This is a genomic window from Deltaproteobacteria bacterium (assembly GCA_016210045.1).
Lineage (GTDB): Bacteria > UBA10199 > UBA10199.
Genome location: JACQUX010000019.1, coordinates 12,573 through 32,865 on the forward strand (window position 1 = coordinate 12,573; position 20,293 = coordinate 32,865).

Below are 20,293 nucleotides of genomic sequence, written 5' to 3' on the forward strand. Positions count from 1 at the left end.
GCGGAAAGTTAGTCGCCGTTGAGGACGGTAAATTCTGTACGGCGGTTTTTGGCACGGCCTTCGACGGTGTTGTTGTCGGCGATCGGACGCGACTTGCCGTAACCGGCCGGCATGAGGCGACTCCCTTCGATCCCCTTCTTGATCAAGTAGGCCACTACGGCCCGGGAACGTTGTTCGGAGAGTCGCTGATTATATGCATCGCCGCCGATTCCATCGGTATGGCCTTCCACGCGGACTTGGCGAATCCCGGCGTGACGGCGCATCAGTTCGGCCACATCGTCAAGGATCGGGTACGAGACCGGACGGATTTCGCTCGAGTTAAACGCGAAGTGGATCTTTTGGCTGATGACGATTTTTTCTTCGACCTGCACATTGACGACTTCCTTGATCTTGACGATCTTCGGGGTCGGATAGCTGACGCCCAAGATGGCACGGGCTTGTGGGGCACCAACACCGCGCGTAATCCCGCCGCCGCCCATTAATGTGATCGCCAGTCCACGCGCCGCCGGCGCGCGTTGCGGAGTCCACTGAACGCCGCCGAGGATTTCCAACGGCGTCTGCGTGGACACTTTGAACGCGCTCTTCGCGACCGTTTCCACGAGCCCTTCACCCAAGATGGCCCATTCATCGGTGATCTTCACGCGCCCGCCGATCCCGAAACGGAGCAGATCGTCGATCACTGCGCTGGCGTTGCCGGCGAAATATTGGTTTTGTCCGGCCACAAATTGATACCCGAGGTTCGCGCCCAACCACAGACGATCGTTCGGGTTGGCTTCCAGCGCAACAGTCACACCCGGCGTCCAGCGCTCGCCACTGATGAACGTGCCCCGGCGACCGCTGGCGAAGACGAAATGCGGCACGACCGCAATGCCGAAGTTATAGCGTTCGATGTCGAGCAAGCGGAATTTGGTTTCGAGACGGATGTCGCCCAGCCCCGCTTTTTGCTGCTTGGCGGCAGCGCCACCGGTCAGCAGTTGGGTGTTCGGGTCGAAGTAGACTTGCCAAAACGTGACGGGCACGGATGCGCCGACGGTAAACCAATCGGTGATTCCGTACGAACCGACCGCAGTGCCGGAGAGTTCGTCACGGACGATGTCGAAGCGAACACCGGTCGCGGTGTTGCGCAATTGCAACGGACGGCGTCCGTAGTTGAGATAAAATCCGACGGCCCAACGGCCTTTCAGCAGCGTCTCCGCATCGTGGACGCTCATGTACCGACCGGTGTCCGTGGCGGGATCGAATAGCGAGTGGTCCGGACGCGGATCGCGAGCGGCCTGCGCAGTCAGCGGAAGCATGCCGATGAGACTCAAGATCAGCGCCCTACTCCACATCCCCCACCGTGTTTGTCGCATGTTCCGCCTCCTTAGACCGTTCCGAAAATTTCTCGGCGCATAATAGTGAGCGACTCCTAAATGTCAATCCGACACCGTCACAAAAGGGCGAATCTTTTCTAATACGCGCGGACCGATGCCCGAAACGGCCAGCAACGCGTCGCTGGTGGCGAACGCGCCATGCTGCGCGCGGTGTTGCACAATCCGTTCGGCCAATGCCGGACCGATGCCTGGCAGCAACGCCAACGCCGCGGCGTCGACGTGATTGATGTCGAGACGTTGCCCCAACAAGATTTGCGTCTCGGGGCGCGTCGCCGCGTGAGTTGGCAGTGTGTAGGCCTGCGGCAGTGGCGTGGCGGCCGGCGGCCACCACAGTGTGCCGGCCACCGCAACGGCCAACAGCGTCGTCGCGGCCAGTAACGGCGACACGGAGGCCGGCCGAGCGCAGCTCATGGCTGCCTCGCCGCGTCCAGACCGAACGCGTGATGCAACGCGTTCACGGCCGTGCGCATTTCGTGCATGTCGACGACCACGGAGACCTTAATTTCAGACGTGGAAATGAGTTGGATGTTGATCCCGGCCGCGGCCAACACATCGAACATCCGCGCCGCAACGCCGGCGTGGGAACGCATCCCGATCCCGATAATCGAGATCTTCGAGACATCGCCGGCCGCTTGCACTTGGCGCGCGCCGATCTCCCGAGCTGCGGCTTCGCTGACCTGCATCGTCTTTTTCAAATCTTCCTTCGCAACCGTGAACGCCAACTCCGACTCCCCCGCCTCGTTCTTCGTCTGGACGATCATGTCGACATTGATATTGGCGCGGGCCAATGGCTCGAACAGCCGTGCCGCCAGACCAGGTCGGTCGGGGATTTGCCGCACCGCGATCTTCGCTTCGTTAACGGTGTACGTCACAGCCGAGACCAAAGTAGCTTCCACACGCGGATCATCGGTTGTGACACACGTCCCCGGATCAGATGTTTCGATCGCGGAGCGGACGTGGAGCGGGATTGCGAAGCGGGCCGCAAGCTGCACGGAGCGCATTTGCAGCACTTTTGCGCCGGCACCGGCCATTTCGAGCAGTTCTTCGTACGCCATCCGTTCAATTTTGCGCGCCTGCGGACAGACATTTGGATCGGTGGAATAAATGCCGTCCACGTCGGTGTAAATTTCGCACTGCTCGGCGTGGCAAGCCGCCGCAACTGCGACGGCCGAGGTGTCGGAACCGCCGCGCCCCAACGTGGTAATCGCGCCGTTCTCGTCGACGCCTTGAAAGCCGGGCAGTACCACGACGTGCCCCGCTTCCAATGCCTGCAAGATGGGCGTCGTCTGGATCCATTGAATGCGCGCGCGGCTAAACACGCCGTCGGTGAGGATCGGGAGTTGATAGGCCAAAAAGGAGCGCGCTCGCACTCCGCTCCGTTCCAATGCGCACGCCAACAGACCGACGGTCACTTGCTCCCCGGTGCTGACGACGACATCGGCTTCGCGTTCGTTCGGTTCCGGCGCTACGGCCTGGACCAGGCCGAGCAGTCGATCGGTTTCCCCCGCCATTGCGGAGACGACGACGACGACGCGATGCCCCGCCGCGCAAGTCGCCGCAACGTGCGCGGCGACCCGTCCGATCCGCTCCACTGAGCCGACCGACGTGCCGCCATATTTTTGTACGATCAGCATGATCTGTTATTTCGCCGGCATTTCGGTGACGAACAAGCGTTCCACCACTTCATACGTATCGGGATCGATGTAGCGATCTGCGGCGCTGATCCCGGTCCCCTCGACCATGGCTTGATGGATCACCACGTCGGCGTAGTCTTCCAAACGGATCTTACTCTGCAACTCCGGCCGATCGCGCAACACCGGTTGGAGGATCCGTTGCACCGGCACCGCGATCCGTTGCACGCGATACCCGCGCTGCTCATAGAATTCAATGAAATCCTGTAATGAGTTCGTGGCCAAATAAATCTTCGCGTCCGGGACCCGCCCCATATCGCCGCCGTAGGCCTCGGCCATCTTTTCCTTTAGACGTTGCGTTAAGTCCTCGGCCATAAACGCACCCGGCGGGATCGGTGGCGGCTTGCTGGTCGCTAAATCGGTCAGCAGCTCGTCCGGTTCCGGCGTGGTCGGGAGCCGCACCGGTGGTTTCACCGGCGGCGTCGGCTCGTGTTTCGCGACGGTAACGGGCGGTTTCACTGGTGGGGTCGGTGGGGGCGGCGGCGGCTCCGGCTGCGGGAGTTGCAACACCAACGCCGGACTTTCCACCGTTGTCACCCGATCCCGCCCCGCCCACGGACAGCCGGAACAGGAGGGAAGGAGGGAAAGGCAAAGTGCAAAATGCAAAATGCAAAGTGCAAAATGACGGATCGGGGTCCGCCAATTTTGCATTTTGATTTTTGCATTTTGCATTTTGCAATACCCGCCATTACCCCCGCTTCGGCGTCACCTTATGGACCGCAAACCCCGCCGCATCGATTCGCTCGCACCGGCACAGCCGGATGCTCGCTAAAGTCGGGGGAAGCCCCGCTCCCCCCGACCCCCCCCATCTTAGGGGCGTTTCGGCCCCACTTTATGCACGGCAAACCCTGCCGCATCTTCGACGGCTTCTTTTACCACTTCGCTCAAGGTGGGGTGGGAGAAAATGGTGTGGGCGACGTCTTCGACGCTCAGGCGCTGCTGGATCGCGAGACAGAGTTGCTGTCCGAGATCCGTGGCCTCCGCACCGATCACATGGCCGCCGAGCAGCACGCCATTTTCATCGGTGTAGACTTGGGCCGCGCCGTCGGTTTCACCGGCGCACAGGGCCTTGCCGACCGCGGCATAGGTAAAGCGGCCGGTTTTGTAGCGCACGCCGGCGGCTTGTAGGCCTTTTTCCGTTTCGCCCACCGCGCAGACTTCCGGCGTCGTAAACACGGGACGCGGGACGGCGTGATAATCCATCGTGACGTGACCGCCCAAACAATTCTTGACCGCCACTTCGGCCTCCGCCGATGCGACGTGCGCCAGCATCATCCCGCCGACGACGTCGCCGATGGCGTAGATGCCCGGCACGGTGGTTTGCATCCCGGCATCGACCGGAATGAAGCCGCGTTCATTCAGCAAGCCTAACGCCTCGGCGCCGAGCCCTTCGGTGTATGGTTTGCGTCCCACCGACACCAACACGCGATCTGCCTCGACACGCGTCCCATTCGCCAACGTGGCGGCTGCGCCATTGGTCGTCTCCAGCTGCTCGACCGTGGTGCCGGTGTGCACCGTAATACCGCGCTTGGCGAAGCTGCGCGCCAACGTGCGGCCGATGACTAAGTCTTCGCCGGGCAGCAGACTTTCCGTCGCTTCGACCAGTGTCACTGCGGCGCCGAACGATTGCATCATGCTCGCAAACTCGCAGCCGATAATGCCTCCGCCGATGATCAGGAGTCGCGCCGGGACGTGTTGCCATTCCAACATGTGATCGCTAACCACCACGGTCGTGCCGTCGATCGGCAATCCCGGCAGCGTGCGCCACGTCGAGCCGGTGGCAATGATGATATTTTTCGCCGCCAACGTGTCGCCGTTGACGACCACTTGACCCGCTGCAGGGATGCTGGCCGTGCCGCGAATCAGTTCGACGCCGTGCCCTTTTAACAGCTGCTCCACGCCCCCGCGCAACATCGTGACGATCTTGTTTTTCCGTTCCATCAGCGCGGCCACGTTGATGCCGAGCGCGGCCGGATCGACCCCTTGCACGCCGAATGTCGCCGCATGTCGCACCGCTTCGAGCCGCGTCGCACTGGCAATCAAGGCCTTGCTCGGAATGCAGCCGACATTCAGACACGTCCCGCCGGCGTGGCCCTTTTCGACTACCGCCACGCGTTCCGCCCCATACTGCCGTGCCCGAATGGCTGCCACATAGCCCCCCGGACCCGCGCCCACCACAATCAGATCATAGCTCATAGGTCATCCCTCCCGAATTGAGGCGGCACGAAGTAGCGTGCGCGCCGGAAAAATACCAGGAGAAATATTGGGAAGGCCAGCGGATTGCGTCCGCCCGGAGCTCGTGCTAGGCGCAACGGCAATGCCCCACCGTTCCATCATCCACACCGATCTGCTGGTGCTCGGTTCCGGCGTCGCGGGTTTGAGCCTCGCGCTCAGCGTGGCCGACCAGATGCGCGTCGTCGTGGCCGCTAAATGCGCCGCGGCGGAGACCAATACCAATTATGCCCAAGGCGGCATTGCCGCCGCGTTAGCGGGCGAAGCGGCGATTACAGGACACATCCGCGACACTTGCGAATCCGGCGACGGACTCTGCCACGCGGATGCCGTGCGAACCATCATCCAGGAATCCGCCGCGGCGATCGATCAACTCACGGCGTGGGGCGTCGATTTCGCCCGCACGACGCGCGGTGATTTCGATTTGGCCCGCGAAGGCGGTCATGGCGAACGGCGTATCTTGCATGCTGGCGACCGCACCGGCCACTCCATTCAACAAGCGTTACTGGACCGCGCGATGCAGCATCCGCGGATCACCCTCCTCCCGTTGCATAGCGCCGTCGATTTGATCACCAATCGCACGTTGGCGCGCGCGGCACCGCCGGATGAACGCCCCATGCCGACACACGTCTATGGCGCTTATCTCCTCGATCGCGGACGGAACACGGTGAAGACCATCGCGGCCCGCGCAGTCTGTCTGGCCACTGGCGGGGCCGGCAAGGTCTATCTCTACACCACGAACCCCGATGTGGCGTGCGGCGACGGAATCGCGATGGCCTATCGGGCCGGCGCGGCGGTCGCAAATTTAGAATTCATGCAATTTCATCCGACGTGTCTCTTTCATCCCGCGGCGAAGTCGTTCCTGATCTCCGAAGCGGTGCGCGGCGAAGGCGGGCTGCTGCGATTAGTTACCGGCGAACGTTTCATGGCCCGCTACGACGCCCGCGGCGAACTCGCCACGCGCGACATCGTGGCGCGAGCCATCGACGCGGAGTTGAAACATCACGGCCACGACTATGTCGTGCTCGACATCAGCCATCGACCGGCGGACTTTGTTCGCGAACGCTTCCCGTCAATTTATGCCACCTGTCTGCGTTACGGGATCGACATCACCACGCAGCCGATCCCGGTCGTGCCGGCGGCGCACTATTTGTGCGGCGGTGTCGTCACTGATCTCCGCGCGCGTACCAACCTCGATGGGCTGCTGGCCTGCGGCGAAGTGGCCCACACCGGACTGCACGGCGCCAATCGTTTGGCATCCAATTCGCTGCTGGAAGGCATCGTAATGGCCCGGCGCGCCGCTGAAACTGTGCGTTTACGGCTGGCCGCAGCGCGGCCGGCAGAGCCGGAGATCCCGTTGTGGGACGCCGGCGGCGCCACAGACTCCGACGAAAGCGTCGTCATCTCCCACAACTGGGACGAGATTCGGCGCACCATGTGGAACTACGTCGGAATCGTCCGCTCCGACAAACGCTTAGCCCGCGCCGCCGCGCGGCTGGCGTTGTTGCAACAAGAGATTCAAGAATATTACTGGAACTTCACGGTCACGAACGACTTGATCGAACTGCGCAACATCGCGTTAGTCGCCCAACTGATGGTCCAATGCGCCCAACAGCGCCGCGAAAGCCGCGGCCTCCACTACAACCTCACCACCCCCCAAAAACTCCCCACCGCCGCAGACACCGTATTGCGCCGGTTTGCATAACCATGCACCACGCATGCGTGTGAACATTTTATTCCGCAAGGGGCGGGGAAGCGCCCCTCGGGCCGTTCGCCTCGCGTTACGGCGCTCGACTCACTGAGACCTCGCTCGGTCGGGCTTCAACACCATCGTGCTCCCTCGCTCAGACTCGCCCGATGGGCACTCCCCCGCCCCTTACGGAGCCTCTTTCCACTTTGCAAAGTTTTCTCACTTGGCTCGATTGTCTTGCAAGGACTTCACATCAAACAGCTCTTCCGCTCGCTGAAAGTCGAGTTTCCTGAATTGGTGTTTTGCGGGTTGGGGACTGCTCACAATCCATTCGACTGAGAGTTGATTGCCCTCGGGCGGCCATTTAGTTAACCGCACAAAGGGCACGGTGGGCAGTCCTGCAATATCAAATCGTTTTGCCGGCGCTGGGTGCAACACCCCAAAAACCGAACAGTGGTCGTTGAGCAGTGCAGCAAGGAGCAGCGCTGAAATGCTTTGGCGGCACGGCTCGATGGCGCCATTCTTCGGTCTAATGAATACAGATTCTTGTAAGTGAGTGACCTGCGAAAAACACTCCGTGGGTGAATTGATCGGGACGGATAGGAGCGTATCGCTGAGGAGAGCCGCTTGCGCCGCATGACGGCCAAACAAAACGTCACAACCAGGGTGACTGGTCGCAATAGCCAGGATGCGGGGCATAGGCGAATTCTTAAATTGGGGAGCCTTATCGGAAGCTTTTTGTCGAATTTTCGCCGTGCAGAAATTAAAATCGAAAGTTTCGCCGTTGTCTGGAATGTCATTGTTCCAATCCGACGCTCTGACCACGCTCTCTTCTTCAAGAGCCGTCACTTCCACAAGAAACCGGTTCCCGTTTGTTGTGCAAAGAAAATCAGGGCCGCCAGTTCCTCGTGTTTCATGAGGTTCGACCCTATTGCAGTGCGCTTGGAGGAAAGCAAACAGCGCCGCCTCAGCTCTTCCGGACTCAGGAGCAGCTTTATTGCGGTCGTAGTAAGGTTTAGAGAGATTGGGATAGTATTTGCGAAGATAGGCGCCATATAAGTCGACTGCCGCATCAAGGGTGCTTTCTTCCCACATGTTTCGCCTTTACCCCTACGCCATCAAACCCGCAAGAGTAGCGAAGCAGGCGACTGCACTCCTCAACAGATTTTGTCTATAGGAAATGGGCGACACATTCTCCAGCGGGCCGTTAAGGCAACAGAAAGCCGCGTACGCTGAGGTCTTCATTCAGGTCGGGCCAGTGAATGCCGTAGCCGCCCGGGGCTAATTCAAAATGGTCCAGTTGCTGCCGCGACGCCGTTGCCAGACGCGGGTACCACGCCAGCGGAACGGCGATCTCCCGACCGTCGCTCACTTGCACGCGCATGGCATCATCCGTGAATGTCACACGCACAATACTGGGCAAACGACCATTCGTATCGTTGTCTAGATTTGAAGAGAACATCCGACTCCTGCTTGATTTCGTCGAGGTGACGGTTGGTGAGAGCCTTTGTTCTGCACAATTTTTGATAAATTTCTCCCACCACCATTTCGACAGAATGAATGCTCCAGGGGTAGTAAGAATTGAAAGATATGCGAAAAGCGCAATCGTATCACCATCACCAGCCAAATCCCCAGTTTCTCCGATTGCTCCTAAGATGCCTAATCCAAAAAGAAGTAGCGGTAGCCACAGAACATAAACCCCAACCAACGTAAAATACTCTTTCATAAGGAATCCCCTCCTATCGATGACCAATCGATGACCAAGGGGAAAAATTGGGCCCCGGAAGGGGCGGGGGCGTGACCCTCGGGCGAGTCTGAGCGGGTAAGGACGCCATCGCGCAGCGATGGCCTGGTCCGCGGCAGTCATGTCGGAAACGCAACGCGTTTCCGTCCTTTGTTCAGAGCACTATGGTGTTGAAGCTCGACCGAGCGAGGTCTCAGTGAGCCGAGCGCCGTAACGCGAGGCGAGCGGCCAGAGGGCCACACCCCCGCCCCTTCCGGGGCACCGACTCTTCCAACGAGATTTCCCTTTGTTCCGACTACACATTCTCCAACGGGCCGTTGTAGTCGATGGCTTCTTTGCGCGAGAGGCGGATCTTGCCGCTCTTGCCGTCGATCTCGAGGACCTTCACTACCAACTCATCCCCCTCTTTCAACACCTCCGACACTTCCTTGATCCGCTTCTCGGAAATTTGCGAGATATGCAGCAGGCCATCGGTGCCCGGCAGGATTTCGATGAACGCACCGAACTCGACAATCTTTTGCACGATGCCGCGATAGAACTTGCCAACTTCCGGCGTCGCCGTCACCGACTTCACCATCTTCATCGCGCGCTCGCCCGCGTCTTGATCCACGGCGGCGATCCGCACCGTGCCGTCTTCTTCTACGTCGATCTTCGCCCCCGTCTGTTCCTGGATGCTGCGGATCATCTTGCCGCCCGGGCCGATCAGCGCGCCGATCTTTTCTTTGTCGATCTGCACGGTGCAAATCTTCGGCGCGTAGGTCGAGAGTTCCGGCCGCGGTGCGGCGAGGACCTTGTTCATTTCGCCGAGGATATGCAGTCGGGCCTGCCGCGCTTGCGCCAGCGCCTCGCGCAGGATGGTTTCGGTCAGTCCGGCGATCTTGATGTCCATTTGCAGCGCGGTCACGCCGTATTGGGTGCCTGCAACTTTGAAGTCCATATCGCCGAGATGGTCTTCGTCGCCGAGGATGTCGGAGAGAATTGCATAGCGGCCTTGCTCTAAGATCAGGCCCATCGCGACGCCGGCGACCGGCGCCTTCACCGGCACGCCGCCGTCCATCAACGCGAGGCTGGCGCCGCAGACCGTGGCCATCGAGGAAGAGCCGTTCGATTCGAGGACTTCCGAAACGACGCGGATCGTGTACGGAAATGCGTCTTCCGTGGGGAGGATCGCTTTCACCGCACGTTCCGCCAACGCGCCGTGGCCGATTTCACGGCGGCTGGGGCTGCGCAATGGCTTGGTTTCACCGACGCAAAACGGCGGAAAATTATAGTGGAGCATGAAGCGTTTGAAATATTCGCCGGTGATGTTGTCGATGAGCTGTTGATCGTCCGACGTGCCGAGCGTGGTCGTGGCCAACGCTTGGGTCTCGCCGCGGGTAAAGAGCGCGGAGCCGTGGGTCCGTGGCAGCAAACCAACGCCGATGCTGATCGGGCGGACGTCCGTGGTGGTCCGGCCGTCGATCCGGCGCCCCTCTTGCAAGATCATTTGGCGCATTTGCGTGCTCTTCAGCCCTTCGTACGCCGCATCGACTTGTTGTGCGAGTCCGGTAGTGTCGTCGGTCGGGACCAAAGCCGTCTTCAGTTCGGTGGCGATCTGGCCGAGTCGTTCATAGCGCGTCTGCTTGTTAGCGATCGTCAGCGCCTCTTTCACTTTGCCTTGGGCCGTGGTCCGGACTTGATCGGTCAACGCGGCCGTCGTGGTATCTTCAGTGACCGCCCACTTCGGCTTGCCGCATTGCCGTTGCAGATCTTCTTGCAGATCGAGCAACACTTGCATTTGCTGATGCGCGAACAAAATGGCGCGGAGCATTTCTTCTTCCGGCACCTCTTTCGCGCCGCCTTCGACCATGACGATCGCGTCGCGGCTCCCGGCCACAATCAGGTCGAGGTCGCTCTCCGCCATTTGCGACGGCGTCGGGTTGCAGATCAGTTGGCCGTTAATGCGTCCAACACTTACGCCGGCAATGGGGCCCAAGAACGGGATCGGCGAGAGGAGTAGCGCCGCCGAGGTGCCGGTCATCGCTAAGATGTCGGCGTCGTTTTCGGCGTCGCATGAAAGGACGGTCGCCATGATCTGGATGTCTTTGTGCCACGATTCCGGGAACAACGGCCGGATGGGGCGATCGATGAAACGGCTGGTCAGGATTTCTTGTTCGGTCGGCCGCCCTTCCCGCTTGAAGAAACCGCCGGGGATCTTGCCGGCCGCGAACGTCTTTTCGATGTAGTCGACCGTCAGCGGCAGGAAGTCGCAACCGACGCGTGGCGTTTCCTTGCCGCACGCGGTGACAAGCACGATGGTGTCGCCGTAACGAACGGTGACCGCGCCATGGGCCTGTTTGGCCATCAGGCCGGTTTCGATGGTGAGCGGGCGCCCCGCAAAGGTCGTTTCGACTCGGTACGTCATAATGTTCTCCTAGTTTGAGTACACTTGCAGTCGCGCGGCATCGTGACGAGATACACCCGTACCCCACTGACGCCATCGCACGACGCGAAATGGTCTTGCTTCATTTGAGTATGACTTCAGAAGTGGCTGCTGCGGAAATGGCCTGATAACTTTATTGACCGGCGGCACTAGCCAAGCCACCGTCGACCAACAAAATTATCAGCGCACGCACCGAAACAACTACTTCCGAAGGCCTAATGCTCCCAACACCCGCTGATACCGCTCCCGACTTGTTTGGCGGAGATAGCTCAACAACTTGCGTCGCTGCCCGACGATTTTGAGAAGGCCGTGGCGCGAGCCGTGGTCCTTTTTATGTTTTTCAAAATGGGCGTTTAGTTGGCTGATCCGTCCCGAAAGGATGGCGATTTGGATCTCCGGCGAGCCGGTGTCGCTGGGATGGGTGCGAAATTTGCTGATCAACTCCTGCTTTTTTTCCATATGTTCGCTCACAGTGGGGCCCCGCTAACACGCCCCTTCATGGGTTGTCAAGAAGCAGCCCTATTTGCTCGCTTCTGTAAGGCCTCGGCTACGCTCTTGAGGATGGTGTCCCGCGCCGTTGCCATCGGTCCCGACAGCATGCAACCGGCCGCGTGTTCATGCCCTCCGCCGTCGTATTTCGCGGCGATGACCGCGACGTCGACTTCGCGCTTGGAACGGAGACTGGCCTTCCAGCGTCCGTCCGGCAGTTCTCGCAGCAATATGGCCACTTCAACACCCGCAATCGAGCGCGGGTAATTCACAAAATCTTCCGCATATTCGGGGAGCGCTTCGGCCTCCCGCAACATGTCTTGGCTTAAAAGGATCGTGGCCACGCGCCCTTGCACACTCAGTTCCAAGGTCTCTAAGGTCAGACGGAGCAAATGGAGCACCGCCGGGTGGTGTTGTTCAGTCAGCGCGGAGGCGACTTGCCATGGGTCAGCCCCGCGCGCCACCAATTCGGCCGCTAATTGAAAGACGGCCGGCGTCGCGTTCGAGTAGCGGAATTGGCCGGTGTCTACCACCAACGTGCAATACAACAGCGTCGCGAGTTCCGGCGTGGTCGGGACCCGCATCCGTTGCAGCAGATGGTAGACGATCTCGCCGGTGGCCGCCGCACGCGGTTCAATGCAATGGGTCTCGACGTGTTCGCCGGAGGAGACGTGATGATCGACAATAAACAGCGGGAGGCGCTTCGCCAACTCTGCGATCGGTTCTCCGGCCCGATCCGGTCGGTTGCAATCGGCCAAGATGACGGCATCGATCCCGACGCTCTCGCCCAGCGAACGCACGACGCGGTCGGCATAGGGGAGAAAACGGAGATTGGCCGGAACGCCGTCGGCATTAAAGACCGTGACTCGTTTGCCGCAGTGGATCAGTCCGAGCCCGAGCGCTAACGAGGCCCCGATGGCGTCGCCATCTGGACGGATGTGAGAGGCGATGCAGTAATGCTGATGGCGACTGAAAAAAGCGGTCGCGCGCGCCAGCGCGGTTTCGGTCATGATTCATCCTGTTCGGCCGGGGAGTCGATTTGGAGTTCACGGAGTAAATCGTTAATCCGTTCGCCGTGCTCGATGGCGTCGTCGAAGTGAAACTTGAGCTCCGGGGTAAACTTCAGCGCGATCTGTTCGTTGATGGCGTGTTTCATCAGGCCGGCCGCGTGTTCCAGCGCACGTTGGCACTCGTGGATCGCCGCTTCCGGTCCGCGTAAAAAATAATGGATCCGCGCCAAACGCAAGTCCCGCGCCACTTTCACGCGGGTAATCTGCAAACCGACTAAGCGCGGATCGCTGAAGCGTTCATGGCAGAGCTGCGCGACGATCTGCCGAATTTGTTCCGCAACGCGTGACGCGCGGTCGAATGGACGATGTGGCTGCATCTGGGTGTGCGCTCTCCCTGCCTATAACACTGCGGCGGTTTCTTCCACTTGGAAGGACTCGATCACGTCGCCCGGTTTCAGGTCTTGGAATCCCTCCAGCCCGATCCCGCACTCTTGCCCGTTCGTCACTTCGCGGGCGTCGTCTTTGAAGCGCTTCAGCGAGGCGAGGCGTCCGGTGAAGATCACCACGGAATCGCGCAATAGTCGCGCCTTCGCGGAACGATTGATCAGTCCATCCGCCACTTGGCAGCCCGCAATGGTGCCGATCTTCGAGACTTGGAAGATTTGGCGCACGTCGGCCCGGCCCAAGATTTTTTCGGTGCGTGTCGGTTCCAACAACCCGGCCATGGCCTTCCGCACGTCGTCGATCAGTTCATAGATGATGCTGTATTGTTTGATCTCGATTTGCTCGCTTTGGGCCAACCGCCGCGCCTTCCCATCCGGCACCACGTTGAAGCCGATCACGAGCGCACGCGAGGCCGAGGCCAACAACACATCGCCTTCGGTGATCCCGCCAACCGCACGATGCAGGACTTCCACCGTGACTTTTTCGGTGCCGCTGCGTTCCAGCGCTGCGACGACGGCCTCGACGGAGCCTTGCACGTCGCCCTTCACAATCACGCGCAGCACTTTGGCCTGATCGGCGGCCGTTTGTTTAAAGAGATCTTCCAGGCTCGCGCGACCCGATTTAGCCAATTGGCTTTCGCGCTGCTTCCGCGTTCGGGTCTCGATCACGACCTTGGCCGCGCGTTCATCCGCGGCCTCGACGAGTGGATCCCCCGCCACCGGCACGGCATCCAGCCCTAAGACTTCGGCGGCACAGCCAGGACCTACGGAGTCGATCGGCTCACCCCGTGGATTCACTAACGCCCGTACTCGTCCCGACGCGGTGCCACACACCACAGTCGCCGCGCGCCGCAACGTCCCGGACTGTACCAAGATCGTCGCGACCGGACCTCGACCGCGATCGAGCCGCGCCTCGATGACGCGGCCTTCCGCCATCCCGGCGGGATCGGCGCGCAGTTGGAGCACTTCCGCTTGCAACAGGATCATTTCCAACAGTTGATCGATGCCTTGCCGACTCTTGGCGGAGGTCGGGACCAAAATCGCGTCGCCGCCCCAATCTTCCGCCACCACGCCGTGTTCCGAAAGTTCCCGTTTGACACGGTCCGGATTCGCATCGGCCTTATCCATTTTATTCACGGCCACGATGATTGGCACGCCTGCCGCCTTCGCGTGATTGATCGCCTCGATGGTCTGCGGCATCACGCCGTCGTCTGCTGCGACGACAAGAACGACTAAGTCAGTCACTTGAGCCCCGCGCGCACGCAGCGCGGTAAATGCCTCGTGACCCGGGGTGTCGAGGAACGTAATGAGTCCCTTAGAGGTCTGGACCTGCGAGGCCCCGATATGTTGGGTGATCCCGCCCGCCTCCCCGCCGGCGACGTCGGTCGCCCGAATCGCGTCCAGCAGACTAGTCTTACCGTGATCTACGTGGCCCATCACGGTGACGATCGGGGCGCGGATCGGGAGGATTGTCCCCACCGAAGCCACCGGAGCCACCACTTTCCCCTTGAGCAGCGCCGCTTCATTGATTGCCGTGCGTTCCACTTCGTAGCCATGTTCTTGCGCTAACAACGTGGCGGTGTCGGGATCGATGTTTTGGTTGATCGTCACCATCGTGCCGAGTTGCATGAGTTGGCGGAGCAACTCCGACGCCTTCACTCCCATGGCTTGAGACAGTGCGCTGACGGAAATCGCCTCTTCGATTTTAATAACTTTTTTCTCTGATTTAATCTGCGTAATTTGCGTTTTCTTAAAGTCTTTCCGGAGCGTCTTTTTCCGCTTCAACCCGGTGGGACGAAACACCCGTTCCATTGGATGGGGTTGGGAATATCGGGGGGCCATGACTGGCGGCAATGGTGTCGTGACCGGGAGCACGAGCGGCACTTTGACCGGCACGGCGACCGGCGTCGCAGGAACTACGGGCTCTGCCGTCGGAGCTGCAGTAACGGTCTCTGCCTCTGCGGCTACCACTGGCACCTCGGCACCTTCTTCCAACGGCGCTTCAACCGCCGCTTCGCCGCCGGCTTCGGCATTGACAGAGACTTCATCGACGAAGCGGAACAAACCACCCGCTTTGCGGATGTCTTCCGTCTCCCATTCGGCGCGACTCTTCTTCCGACGTAACGGCTTCCGTAACCGGGCCTCGATTTCGGCCTTGGTCTCGGGCCGGGGCGCCCCCGGAGTGCCGGGACGTGCGACCATCCCAGGACGCTGGGCGCCGGGGCCGGTCAGCGGGATCTTGCTGAGCAGCGATTTGGCTGCGGTCGTCGCTGGCGTAGTTACGGCCGTGCTTTGCACCGCGCCCGCTGGTGGGGCGACTGCCGCTGCGGCGCTGGTCGCCGTCGTTGGCGGCGACATTTCAGTGCCTGCTGTCGCTGTGGCGCCCTGGGCCTCCGCCGCAACCGCAGCGGGGGGTTCCGGCGCGGGTGGCGGCTCGGTGACGACGCGGGCACGGCGACGAATGACCGTCGCGGCAACCCGTTTCTCGACCACCTCGGTCCGCTCACCACCCCCGACTGGAGGGGTTTCACTGTGCGTAGATAATGTCATTGCATGGCCTCGCTCTGCTCAGGCACTGCGGCAGCAGCGGCTTCTGCCTCGGCTGCGGCTGCGGCAGCAGCCGCTTCAGCGGCGCGCGCCGCCTGTTCCTCTGCCGCCACTTGTGCGAGCAGCGTCTCGGTCCTGAGACCACTCTCGATCGTTTGTTTCGCCTTGTTAAAGAATCCACGCAAGAGTTCCGTCGACATCCCGGGAAGTTCGATGAATTCATCTTCACCGGCCGCCAAGATATCTTCCAATGTGCGATAGCCGTGGCTGTACAAAATCAGCGAGGTTGGATCGTCGACTTCGAGCACGCGGCTCAGGACTTTGCGGTGACGACTGGCCAGCTCTTCCACCTTCGATTCGCTGAGCACGTCGATGTTCCATCCGGTCAGTTGCGCGGCCAAACGAACGTTTTGCCCGCGCCGCCCAATGGCCAACGAGAGCTGATCGTCCGGGACCACGACTTCCATCGAGTGGTCTTTTTCCCGAATGATCACTTTCACCACTTCCGCCGGGGCCACGGCATTGCAGACAAAACGCGCCGGATCTTCGTCCCATTGCACGATGTCGATCTTTTCGCCGCGCAGTTCCTGCACCACGTTTTGCACTCGCGAGCCTTTCATTCCAACACACGCGCCGACCGGATCGACATCCGAATCTTTGGAATAGACGCCAATTTTGGTGCGAACGCCGGCCTCGCGTGCGACCGTTTTAATTTGCACGATATCTTCCGCGATCTCTGGAACTTCCATTTCAAAGAGTTTCACTACGAGTTGCGGATGACGGCGGGACAGCACCACTTGCGGACCGCGCCCTTCCCGATTCAGCGTCATGAAGTAGCCTTGCACCCGTTCGCCTGGCTGCGAGCGTTCTCCCGGGATTTGTTCCGTTCGCGGGATAATCGCTTCAGTCCGACCTAAGTCGACGACGATGTCGCCGCGCTCCACGCGCCGCACAATTCCAGTGACGATCTCGCCGACGCGGTCTTGGAATTCCTCGCAGACGATGTCGCGTTCGGCATCGCGCATCTTGGAGATAATGACTTGCTTCGCGGCCTGTGCGGCAATGCGCCCGAAGACCTTTGGATCCATTTTGACGCCGATGCTGTCGCCGATTTGGGCCTCGGCGTCCAGCGGAGCGGCCTCGGTCGGCGTCATTTCGCGGTACGCGTCTTGGACGATCTCGACGACGGTCTTAAATTGGAAGAGTTCGATTTCGTTGGTCTCGCGATTGTAGTGGGCCTCGAGTTCGCCTAAGTGTCCCCACTTTTTGCGCGCAGCACTTAAAAACGCGGCCTCGATGGCCTCGATCAGGCGATCTTTCGGGATTCGGCGATCGCGACTGACTTGTTCCAGGATGCGGTCCATTTCCTGAAACATCGGCGGTTCAGCCGGTGCCTTCTTGCTTTTCTTGGTTGTCTTTGCGGTCTTCGTTTTCTTTGCCGTTGCTGTTGCCACAATACCACTCCTTGTTAATTCACCACTTTTTCGGCTCGGCGTTTTCCGATCACAATCGGGTCTGCCAAATTAGTTCGTGCGACGACGGCCAGCGGGATGCGTTGCAGACCGGTTTCGCAGGCGAGCAAAATTTCATCGGCACTTAATCCCTGCAACGTCCCCTTCCAGTGATTGCGGCCCGCAAACGGTTCCCGCGTCCGCACTTCGATGGTGTGACCCGCAAAGCGTTCATAATCGGCGCGTTGCTTCAGCGGACGGTCGGGGCCCGGCGAGGAGATCTCGAGGTCGTAGGCCACAGGGATCTGCACGTCGACATCAAAGACACCAGAAAGCGCTCGCGAGATCCGCGCACAATCGTCGATTGTGACGCCGGCTTCAGCAGCGGATCCGGAGAGTCGATCGATCCGGAGTTGCACCGTCCAGCGACGCGGGCCTAGGACGATTTTGACGTCGACCAACTCACACCCAAACTGCGCCACCACCGGCGTTGCGACCCGTTCGATGGAGGTCACCCACTCTGCCCGATCCATAAAGGAGCGCCAAAAAAAAGTGGGCGTAACTGCCGCCCACGGATACATCCATAGGAACTGGCGGCGTTTAACCATATCGGCTCCCCTATTGGCAAGGCAATTTTGGGGGCGGGGCTACGGACGTTGCCACCAGCCACCGTTTGCGATATCCCACGTGCGATGCGTATCGCCGCTGTCGGATTTATGAATGCGTGGCCGTTGACCGTCGGACTGCCGTGGGCGGTCACGCCGCTGCTCCCGGCTGCGATGACGCGCGCGCATCTCCGTGACTGCGATCTCGTCCTGGCCCCGGTGATCGCGGTGGCTGGGGATCCGGCTTGGGAGCTGCTCCCGGAGGCACCGGCGATCGGTTGTCGTGGCGCGGTCCAAAGTGTTCGGCTCGATATCGCTGCGGGACACGATGTGACGACGCTGCGGCATGTGGCGTTGAGTCCGGAGTCGCAGACGTCGAATATGTTGGCGCAGGTCCTGCTGACAGGACGGTGGCAACGGCCCAACGGCTCGGTGCACTATGCAACAGCGCTCCCCAACGCCGATGCGACGGTGATCATCGGCGATCGGGCGTTAATGACGCCGCCCCCGCCGCAATCAATCGATCTCGGCGCGGCGTGGTATGAGTGGACTGGGCTTCCGTTCGTGTTCGCGGCCTGGTTCCGACGCAGCGGCGCGGCACTCGTCTCGGGACTGGAAGCGCAGTTATGCGCGGTCCGCGACCACAATCTCGCCGATCTCGATCCACTGCTGCGCGCCCAAGGCCTGGCCCCGGACGGGTATCGCGACTACTTGACCCGGCGTCTGCATTACGGTTTCGGCCCCACCGAACAAGCGGGATTGGCGCATTTCCTGACGTTGGCGGCGCGTCTGCTTTAGGCCCGCGAACGTCGATGGCGGATGGAACGCAACACGTCTTTGCGTTCCGAAGTGCAGCATAATGCGATTGCCCTGGACGCCGCGCCCTACTATGTTCGTGCGTAGGCTTGTGGAGTCCCACGGGAGGGCCGATGCGATTTCCCTTCATCAGTAGTGGTTTGATGGTCTCGCTCCTCTTCACGTCCAACGTCGCTCGCACCACCACGCACATTTCCGCGCAGTGGCGGTGGCCGAGTACCCGGGAGTTGTTCGAGCGGCCCGTTATTGTCATCGCCACGGTCAGGTCCGGCGGCACCTATTCGGCGGTCGTGCATGTGGATCAGTGGGTCCGCGGCAAGACGAAGCGGACCATCACGGTCACCGCATTCAACGATCGGTTCCAGTCGGCGTCCGGGGTCCGCCATGGTGCCTTCTATAACGGCGAACAATACCTGTTATTTCTCAATCCATCGACGAAGACCCACCCGAAGACGCAGGAGGTCCTGGCGGGCGATTACTCGCGCGTCAACCGTTTTTTGGTGCCGGCCCCGTTCGCTGGGCATTTCCGGGTCTACCCGGCGACGATTGTCGGTTCGTTAATTGACCACAGTGCCGATCGCGCCTTCCCGACGGATGAGCTGCTCGATATGGTGCGCCTCGCGGTCGTGCCGCCGGACCCCGCACGCCCGGCCGCTGAAAAATATGGGCGCTTTCTTTCGGTGTTGCGGAGTGTGGGCGAGCAAAAGAAGGCCGACGCAGCCATGGAAGCCCGCCAACATCTGGGATTGGCGCTGCTGGCGTTACACGGCTCGAGCGCAGACGTCGCCTTGCTGGAGCCCTTCTTGAACCACCCAAATCCGGCAATGCGGAGGGAGGCCGTCAGGACAGTGCAGCTTCTCCCCTATCCGCAGGCCGACCATTTATTGGCCCGCTTTCTCTTCAACGATACGCCTGACATCGTGTCGGAAGCGGCGTATGTGCTGGGACGGCGCGGCAACGTCCAGGCCCTCCCCGATCTCCAACGCGCGTTACGACACGCGGACCGCTTTCAGACCCCACTACAGCGCTCCATTGCCGACGCGATCAAAAAACTCCAGGCACGGCGCACGACCGATCATGGATCAACACCGCAGTAATATCAGCGAGGCCGAGCGGGTCTTCGTTCAGGTCGTAATAGCGGCGCGGGAGTAGTAGAGGCCGGTGGCAGCGTCCCACTCGCGGCCGGTGAAGCGGAAGGGATGGGCGTCCGCGGTCGGTCCGGTCGCGGCGAGGGGGCGGCCGAAGCTGTCGTAGGCAAGGGCGCAAAAGGTTATTTCAAGCATAGCGGCTCATCACCGTGGTTCTTCTCCTGCCAATTCGGATGACAAATCGATTTCACCCTCAGATCTTACGCCCTCATCATAGCGGGCAAACAGAATGGCGATATTGTACTGTGCCGCCAACCGCTCGATCACACACTTTATCTCTTGTTGTCGATTATTCCCGCGACAACGCTTGTCGAGGTATCTCTCCAACTCCATCTCCGCTGCGCGCTTGATGTTGCTGGAGGCCTTGAATGCGGACAGATAGATATATGAGTCATAATAGTAGAGATAGAGCAGCGCAAACGAAGGCAGGACCGCGTGCGCAGAGCGATTGTAGCTCCGGAATACCATGCATGTATTGTCCGGACAGTATTCAACGGCTAGCGCTATAGCTTCACCCAAGGAGCGCATTAGTACCTGCCGTGCAGTTGTTGGGCTGGCGGACGGCCTGGTAAATCCACACGAGCCCGTATGCGCCACAAGCAACGCCGCGAAGAACGCGACACCTTGGCGCG

Annotated in this window: 19 protein-coding genes; 3 read left to right on the forward strand and 16 right to left on the reverse strand. The window is 60.5% G+C overall.

Features of this window, described 5'->3' with window-relative positions:
* Window positions 1-8 precede the first annotated feature (8 nt).
* From HY696_05960 to lpdA, 5 genes are all read right to left on the reverse strand, one after another.
* The gene (locus HY696_05960; GenBank protein MBI4237945.1) at window positions 9-1,352 is read right to left on the reverse strand and encodes an OmpA family protein; all 1,344 of its coding nucleotides are present in this window, start codon (window positions 1,350-1,352) and stop codon (window positions 9-11) included.
* 63 nt (window positions 1,353-1,415) lie between these two features.
* Window positions 1,416-1,784, reverse strand: a complete 369-nt coding sequence (locus HY696_05965; GenBank protein ID MBI4237946.1) for a helix-hairpin-helix domain-containing protein — start codon at window positions 1,782-1,784, stop codon at window positions 1,416-1,418.
* Window positions 1,781-3,010 carry an aspartate kinase gene (locus HY696_05970; GenBank protein MBI4237947.1) on the reverse strand — a complete coding sequence of 410 codons (1,230 nt, stop codon included), beginning with the start codon at window positions 3,008-3,010 and terminating at the stop codon, window positions 1,781-1,783. Before HY696_05970 ends, HY696_05965 begins: the two co-directional genes overlap by 4 nt.
* A gap of 3 nt (window positions 3,011-3,013) precedes the next feature.
* Window positions 3,014-3,601, reverse strand: coding sequence for a hypothetical protein (locus HY696_05975; protein MBI4237948.1), 588 nt, complete (start codon window positions 3,599-3,601; stop codon window positions 3,014-3,016).
* A gap of 273 nt (window positions 3,602-3,874) precedes the next feature.
* On the reverse strand, window positions 3,875-5,260 hold the full coding sequence (gene lpdA, locus HY696_05980) for a dihydrolipoyl dehydrogenase (protein ID MBI4237949.1): 1,386 nt from the start codon (window positions 5,258-5,260) through the stop codon (window positions 3,875-3,877).
* A 121-nt stretch (window positions 5,261-5,381) separates the two neighbouring features.
* On the opposite strand from lpdA, the gene nadB reads away from it, so the two are divergent.
* On the forward strand, window positions 5,382-7,001 hold the full coding sequence (nadB, locus tag HY696_05985; GenBank protein ID MBI4237950.1) for an L-aspartate oxidase: 1,620 nt from the start codon (window positions 5,382-5,384) through the stop codon (window positions 6,999-7,001).
* A gap of 204 nt (window positions 7,002-7,205) precedes the next feature.
* Here nadB and HY696_05990 read toward each other — a convergent pair whose 3' ends face one another.
* From HY696_05990 to HY696_06030, 9 genes are all read right to left on the reverse strand, one after another.
* The gene (locus HY696_05990) at window positions 7,206-8,081 is read right to left on the reverse strand and encodes a hypothetical protein (GenBank protein MBI4237951.1); all 876 of its coding nucleotides are present in this window, start codon (window positions 8,079-8,081) and stop codon (window positions 7,206-7,208) included.
* 112 nt (window positions 8,082-8,193) lie between these two features.
* The gene (locus HY696_05995; protein ID MBI4237952.1) at window positions 8,194-8,448 is read right to left on the reverse strand and encodes a DUF2442 domain-containing protein; all 255 of its coding nucleotides are present in this window, start codon (window positions 8,446-8,448) and stop codon (window positions 8,194-8,196) included.
* A 577-nt stretch (window positions 8,449-9,025) separates the two neighbouring features.
* Window positions 9,026-11,134, reverse strand: a complete 2,109-nt coding sequence (gene pnp, locus HY696_06000; GenBank protein MBI4237953.1) for a polyribonucleotide nucleotidyltransferase — start codon at window positions 11,132-11,134, stop codon at window positions 9,026-9,028.
* Between the two features lie 219 nt (window positions 11,135-11,353).
* Window positions 11,354-11,623 (reverse strand): 30S ribosomal protein S15, encoded by a 270-nt coding sequence (gene rpsO / locus HY696_06005; GenBank protein MBI4237954.1) that lies wholly within the window; start codon window positions 11,621-11,623, stop codon window positions 11,354-11,356.
* 35 nt (window positions 11,624-11,658) lie between these two features.
* The gene (locus HY696_06010; GenBank protein ID MBI4237955.1) at window positions 11,659-12,651 is read right to left on the reverse strand and encodes a bifunctional oligoribonuclease/PAP phosphatase NrnA; all 993 of its coding nucleotides are present in this window, start codon (window positions 12,649-12,651) and stop codon (window positions 11,659-11,661) included.
* Entirely contained in the window at window positions 12,648-13,028 is a 381-nt protein-coding gene (rbfA, locus tag HY696_06015) for a 30S ribosome-binding factor RbfA (protein ID MBI4237956.1), read from the reverse strand. The genes HY696_06010 and rbfA overlap by 4 nt, the downstream gene beginning before the upstream one ends.
* A 21-nt stretch (window positions 13,029-13,049) precedes the next feature.
* Complete coding sequence (infB, locus tag HY696_06020; GenBank protein ID MBI4237957.1) at window positions 13,050-15,587, reverse strand: translation initiation factor IF-2; 2,538 nt, start codon at window positions 15,585-15,587, stop codon at window positions 13,050-13,052.
* A 53-nt stretch (window positions 15,588-15,640) separates the two neighbouring features.
* Window positions 15,641-17,017, reverse strand: coding sequence for a transcription termination/antitermination protein NusA (gene nusA, locus HY696_06025; GenBank protein ID MBI4237958.1), 1,377 nt, complete (start codon window positions 17,015-17,017; stop codon window positions 15,641-15,643).
* 92 nt (window positions 17,018-17,109) lie between these two features.
* On the reverse strand, window positions 17,110-17,625 hold the full coding sequence (locus HY696_06030) for a ribosome maturation factor RimP (protein ID MBI4237959.1): 516 nt from the start codon (window positions 17,623-17,625) through the stop codon (window positions 17,110-17,112).
* 159 nt (window positions 17,626-17,784) lie between these two features.
* Between HY696_06030 and HY696_06035 the strand changes: the two genes are divergently transcribed.
* Both HY696_06035 and HY696_06040 read left to right on the forward strand, forming a co-directional pair.
* Window positions 17,785-18,495 carry a hypothetical protein gene (locus HY696_06035; protein ID MBI4237960.1) on the forward strand — a complete coding sequence of 237 codons (711 nt, stop codon included), beginning with the start codon at window positions 17,785-17,787 and terminating at the stop codon, window positions 18,493-18,495.
* A gap of 131 nt (window positions 18,496-18,626) precedes the next feature.
* The gene (locus HY696_06040; GenBank protein MBI4237961.1) at window positions 18,627-19,610 is read left to right on the forward strand and encodes a HEAT repeat domain-containing protein; all 984 of its coding nucleotides are present in this window, start codon (window positions 18,627-18,629) and stop codon (window positions 19,608-19,610) included.
* Window positions 19,611-19,637: 27 nt separating this feature from the next.
* Here the strand turns inward: HY696_06040 and HY696_06045 are convergent, their stop codons facing one another.
* Both HY696_06045 and HY696_06050 read right to left on the reverse strand, forming a co-directional pair.
* Window positions 19,638-19,796 (reverse strand): hypothetical protein, encoded by a 159-nt coding sequence (locus HY696_06045; protein ID MBI4237962.1) that lies wholly within the window; start codon window positions 19,794-19,796, stop codon window positions 19,638-19,640.
* Between the two features lie 9 nt (window positions 19,797-19,805).
* Complete coding sequence (locus tag HY696_06050) at window positions 19,806-20,129, reverse strand: hypothetical protein (protein ID MBI4237963.1); 324 nt, start codon at window positions 20,127-20,129, stop codon at window positions 19,806-19,808.
* Between the last annotated feature and the right edge of the window lie 164 nt (window positions 20,130-20,293).

Excerpts from the sequence above, each read along its gene's own strand:
- HY696_06010 (MBI4237955.1), bottom strand. The coding sequence starts at position 12,651 with ATGACCGAAACCGCGCTGGCGCGCGCGACCGCTTTTTTCAGTCGCCAT.
- HY696_05960 (MBI4237945.1), bottom strand. The coding sequence starts at position 1,352 with ATGCGACAAACACGGTGGGGGATGTGGAGTAGGGCGCTGATCTTGAGT.
- lpdA (MBI4237949.1), bottom strand. The coding sequence starts at position 5,260 with ATGAGCTATGATCTGATTGTGGTGGGCGCGGGTCCGGGGGGCTATGTG.
- HY696_06030 (MBI4237959.1), bottom strand. The coding sequence starts at position 17,625 with ATGGATCGGGCAGAGTGGGTGACCTCCATCGAACGGGTCGCAACGCCG.
- HY696_06050 (MBI4237963.1), bottom strand. The coding sequence starts at position 20,129 with ATGGTATTCCGGAGCTACAATCGCTCTGCGCACGCGGTCCTGCCTTCG.
- HY696_06035 (MBI4237960.1), top strand. The coding sequence starts at position 17,785 with ATGCGTATCGCCGCTGTCGGATTTATGAATGCGTGGCCGTTGACCGTC.
- HY696_06040 (MBI4237961.1), top strand. The coding sequence starts at position 18,627 with ATGCGATTTCCCTTCATCAGTAGTGGTTTGATGGTCTCGCTCCTCTTC.
- nusA (MBI4237958.1), bottom strand. The coding sequence starts at position 17,017 with ATGTTTCAGGAAATGGACCGCATCCTGGAACAAGTCAGTCGCGATCGC.
- HY696_05990 (MBI4237951.1), bottom strand. The coding sequence starts at position 8,081 with ATGTGGGAAGAAAGCACCCTTGATGCGGCAGTCGACTTATATGGCGCC.
- HY696_05965 (MBI4237946.1), bottom strand. The coding sequence starts at position 1,784 with ATGAGCTGCGCTCGGCCGGCCTCCGTGTCGCCGTTACTGGCCGCGACG.
- HY696_05995 (MBI4237952.1), bottom strand. The coding sequence starts at position 8,448 with ATGTTCTCTTCAAATCTAGACAACGATACGAATGGTCGTTTGCCCAGT.
- rbfA (MBI4237956.1), bottom strand. The coding sequence starts at position 13,028 with ATGCAGCCACATCGTCCATTCGACCGCGCGTCACGCGTTGCGGAACAA.
- nadB (MBI4237950.1), top strand. The coding sequence starts at position 5,382 with ATGCCCCACCGTTCCATCATCCACACCGATCTGCTGGTGCTCGGTTCC.
- pnp (MBI4237953.1), bottom strand. The coding sequence starts at position 11,134 with ATGACGTACCGAGTCGAAACGACCTTTGCGGGGCGCCCGCTCACCATC.
- HY696_06045 (MBI4237962.1), bottom strand. The coding sequence starts at position 19,796 with ATGCTTGAAATAACCTTTTGCGCCCTTGCCTACGACAGCTTCGGCCGC.